4 protein-coding genes are annotated in these 2,314 nt (G+C 45.8%); all 4 read right to left on the bottom strand.

From position 1 onward, the window contains the following. The coding region (locus ASN18_RS17925) for a type IV pilin protein (RefSeq protein ID WP_353740365.1) at positions 1 to 174 on the bottom strand (174 nt) is incomplete at its 3' end. A gap of 390 nt (positions 175 to 564) precedes the next feature. Next, positions 565 to 1,110: a type IV pilin protein gene (locus ASN18_RS17795; protein ID WP_085051940.1), complete on the bottom strand. Its 546-nt coding sequence runs from the start codon at positions 1,108 to 1,110 to the stop codon at positions 565 to 567. Positions 1,111 to 1,148: 38 nt separating this feature from the next. Then, positions 1,149 to 1,703, bottom strand: coding sequence for a type IV pilin protein (locus ASN18_RS17800; protein WP_085051941.1), 555 nt, complete (start codon positions 1,701 to 1,703; stop codon positions 1,149 to 1,151). A gap of 142 nt (positions 1,704 to 1,845) precedes the next feature. Next, a partial coding sequence (locus tag ASN18_RS17505) for a hypothetical protein (protein ID WP_236861571.1) occupies positions 1,846 to 2,314 on the bottom strand: 469 nt, incomplete at its 5' end.

Below are 2,314 nucleotides of genomic sequence, written 5' to 3' on the forward strand. Positions count from 1 at the left end.
TGCACCCTTAGCGCCTGACTCTGTTGACCTGACCTTTGCCTTTTCTCTCTGTCCGAGGAACGCCGGTACCGCGATAGCTGTCAATATGCCGATAATCGCGATAACTATCAGGAGCTCGATCAGTGTAAAACCTCTTTCATCCCTTGTCTTCATCTCTGAAATTAACTTGTACATTGTGTGTACCTCCAATAAAGTAATACGTGCTCGCTATTTCACGGTTAAAAACCGTTTTTTTGCATCTGCCCATCGTTGCTGCACGTTGTATATTAGCATATTTCATGCCATCGGTTGCTCATCCAGAAATAAAAAGTATTATCATTATACATACAAGGAATTAGATACAGAGAGGGTGCAAAAGGTATATCTAAAATCTTGATGTTTAGAATGATTACCTGATAATACCACAGATTAAGACATGTCGAGTCATTCACCGCTGCCCCTGCGGAGGTATTACAATTTGGAATTGGTGTTGACACAAAAAGGCACACTGACAATAAATGTCAATAGACGACAAGTTCTGTCAATTTGAGGTGAAGTTTTCTCTTCAGTACTGGTGCAGAGCAGTTAGCGAATAGTTACTGTCTGGGTGAATATTGGCAGTGTGGAGTTCGTTGCGTAAGCATTGATAACAACAGAACTGCTTCCAGACTGGCTTAAAAGAACCTGTCCCCAGCCGACAACCGTATTCGTTGTAATGAACAGAGGAAGACCGCTAAATGCGCTCTTGTCTCCCTTAAACGTGTGGTGAGAGATGAAATGGTCGATAATAGTGGTCAGTCCACCGGGGAATGTGGCATATGTACCCGCACTGGTTTGATTGAAAGCGGCTAAACACGCCTTATTTGTTCCAATTGCCTTATCTGCCTCGAAGCATCCTTGCCCGCCAGATGAATCAGTTATTATTACATAGGGTCCGCCAGTTGCGTATGCATCAAGATAGCCTTGTAAATCAGCAATTGCGCTCTTTGCACCAGACACTGTTGCGTTCACCTTTCCCTTATCCATCTGTCCTAAAAACACCGGTACTGCTATAGCGATCAATATGCCGGATATCGCAATAACAATCATGAGTTCAACTAGCGTAAAGCCCCTGGCGTCTCTCAATGTCATGTCTAATACAGTACCTTCATACCATCACAGAGATGCAATCACCTGATAGATACCAATTGACTTAAAATTGGTGATGTTGTGTTTGCGGCATAAGCAAGGATAAAAACAGAGCGGCTTCCAGACGGGCTTAATAGAACCTGACCATCTGTTGCTGATGTTGTCACAAACAGAGGAAGGCCGTTAAACGCACTCCTGTCGCCCTTAAATGTGTGGTGAGAGATAAAGTGAGAGATAACTGTGGTCAGTCCGCCGGGGTATGTGGCATATGTACCCGCACTGGCTTGATTGAAAGCAGCTAAACATGCCTTATTCGTTCCAATTGCGTTATCGGCCTCGAAGCACCCCTGCCCGCCTGACGAATCAGTGATTATTACATAGGGTTCACCAAAAACATATGCGTCAAGATACCCCTGCAAGTCCGAAATCGCAGCCTTAGCGCCCGTCTCTGTTGATCTGACCTTTGCCTTTTCCCTCTGCCCTACAAACGCCGGTATTGCTATAGCGGTCAATATACCGATTATTGCAATAACAATCAGAAGCTCAATTAGCGTAAAACCTCTTATATCTCTGGTATGCATCCATTTATTTATCATGATGTTCTCCTTAATAAACCACATGGCGTCTGTTAGGCTGTATGCACCTTCGTCTCTTGAAGCCTTTAAGTATTTACTGCAAAATGCGGGGGTGTAAAAAAACGTGAGGGAGGAATCCCCCCTCACGTCTGCGTTTTGGCAATTATCGTGTTGTAACTATCTGGCTGAGTATTGGAGCTGTTGAGTTTGAGGCATAGGCCATGAGATTGACCGCACGGCTTCCGTTCGGGCTTAAGATAACCTGACCATCTGTCGGTGCTGTCGTCACGAACAGAGGAAGTCCGTTAAATGCGCTCTTGTCTCCCTTAAACGTGTGGTGAGAGATAAAGTGGTCAACAATAGTCGTGATACCACCCGGGAACGCGGTATATGTGCCTGTGCTGGCCTGGTTGTAAACTGCCAAACATGTGCGGCCGGTTGCGGATGCACCTGATGATTGGTAGCAGCCCTGTGTGCCTGCAGTGTCAGTGATTATTATATACGGGTCGCCGCCTACATAGGAATCAAGATAGCCCTGTAAGTCTGAAACTGCACCCTTAGCGCCTGACTCTGTTGACCTGACCTTTGCCTTTTCTCTCTGTCCGAGGAACGCCGGTACCGCGATAGCTGTC

The sequence above is a fragment of the Candidatus Magnetominusculus xianensis genome, from assembly GCA_001541255.1.
GTDB lineage: Bacteria > Nitrospirota > Thermodesulfovibrionia > Thermodesulfovibrionales > Magnetobacteriaceae > Magnetominusculus > Magnetominusculus xianensis.

Excerpts from the sequence above, each read along its gene's own strand:
- ASN18_RS17795 (WP_085051940.1), bottom strand. The coding sequence starts at position 1,110 with ATGACATTGAGAGACGCCAGGGGCTTTACGCTAGTTGAACTCATGATT.
- ASN18_RS17800 (WP_085051941.1), bottom strand. The coding sequence starts at position 1,703 with ATGATAAATAAATGGATGCATACCAGAGATATAAGAGGTTTTACGCTA.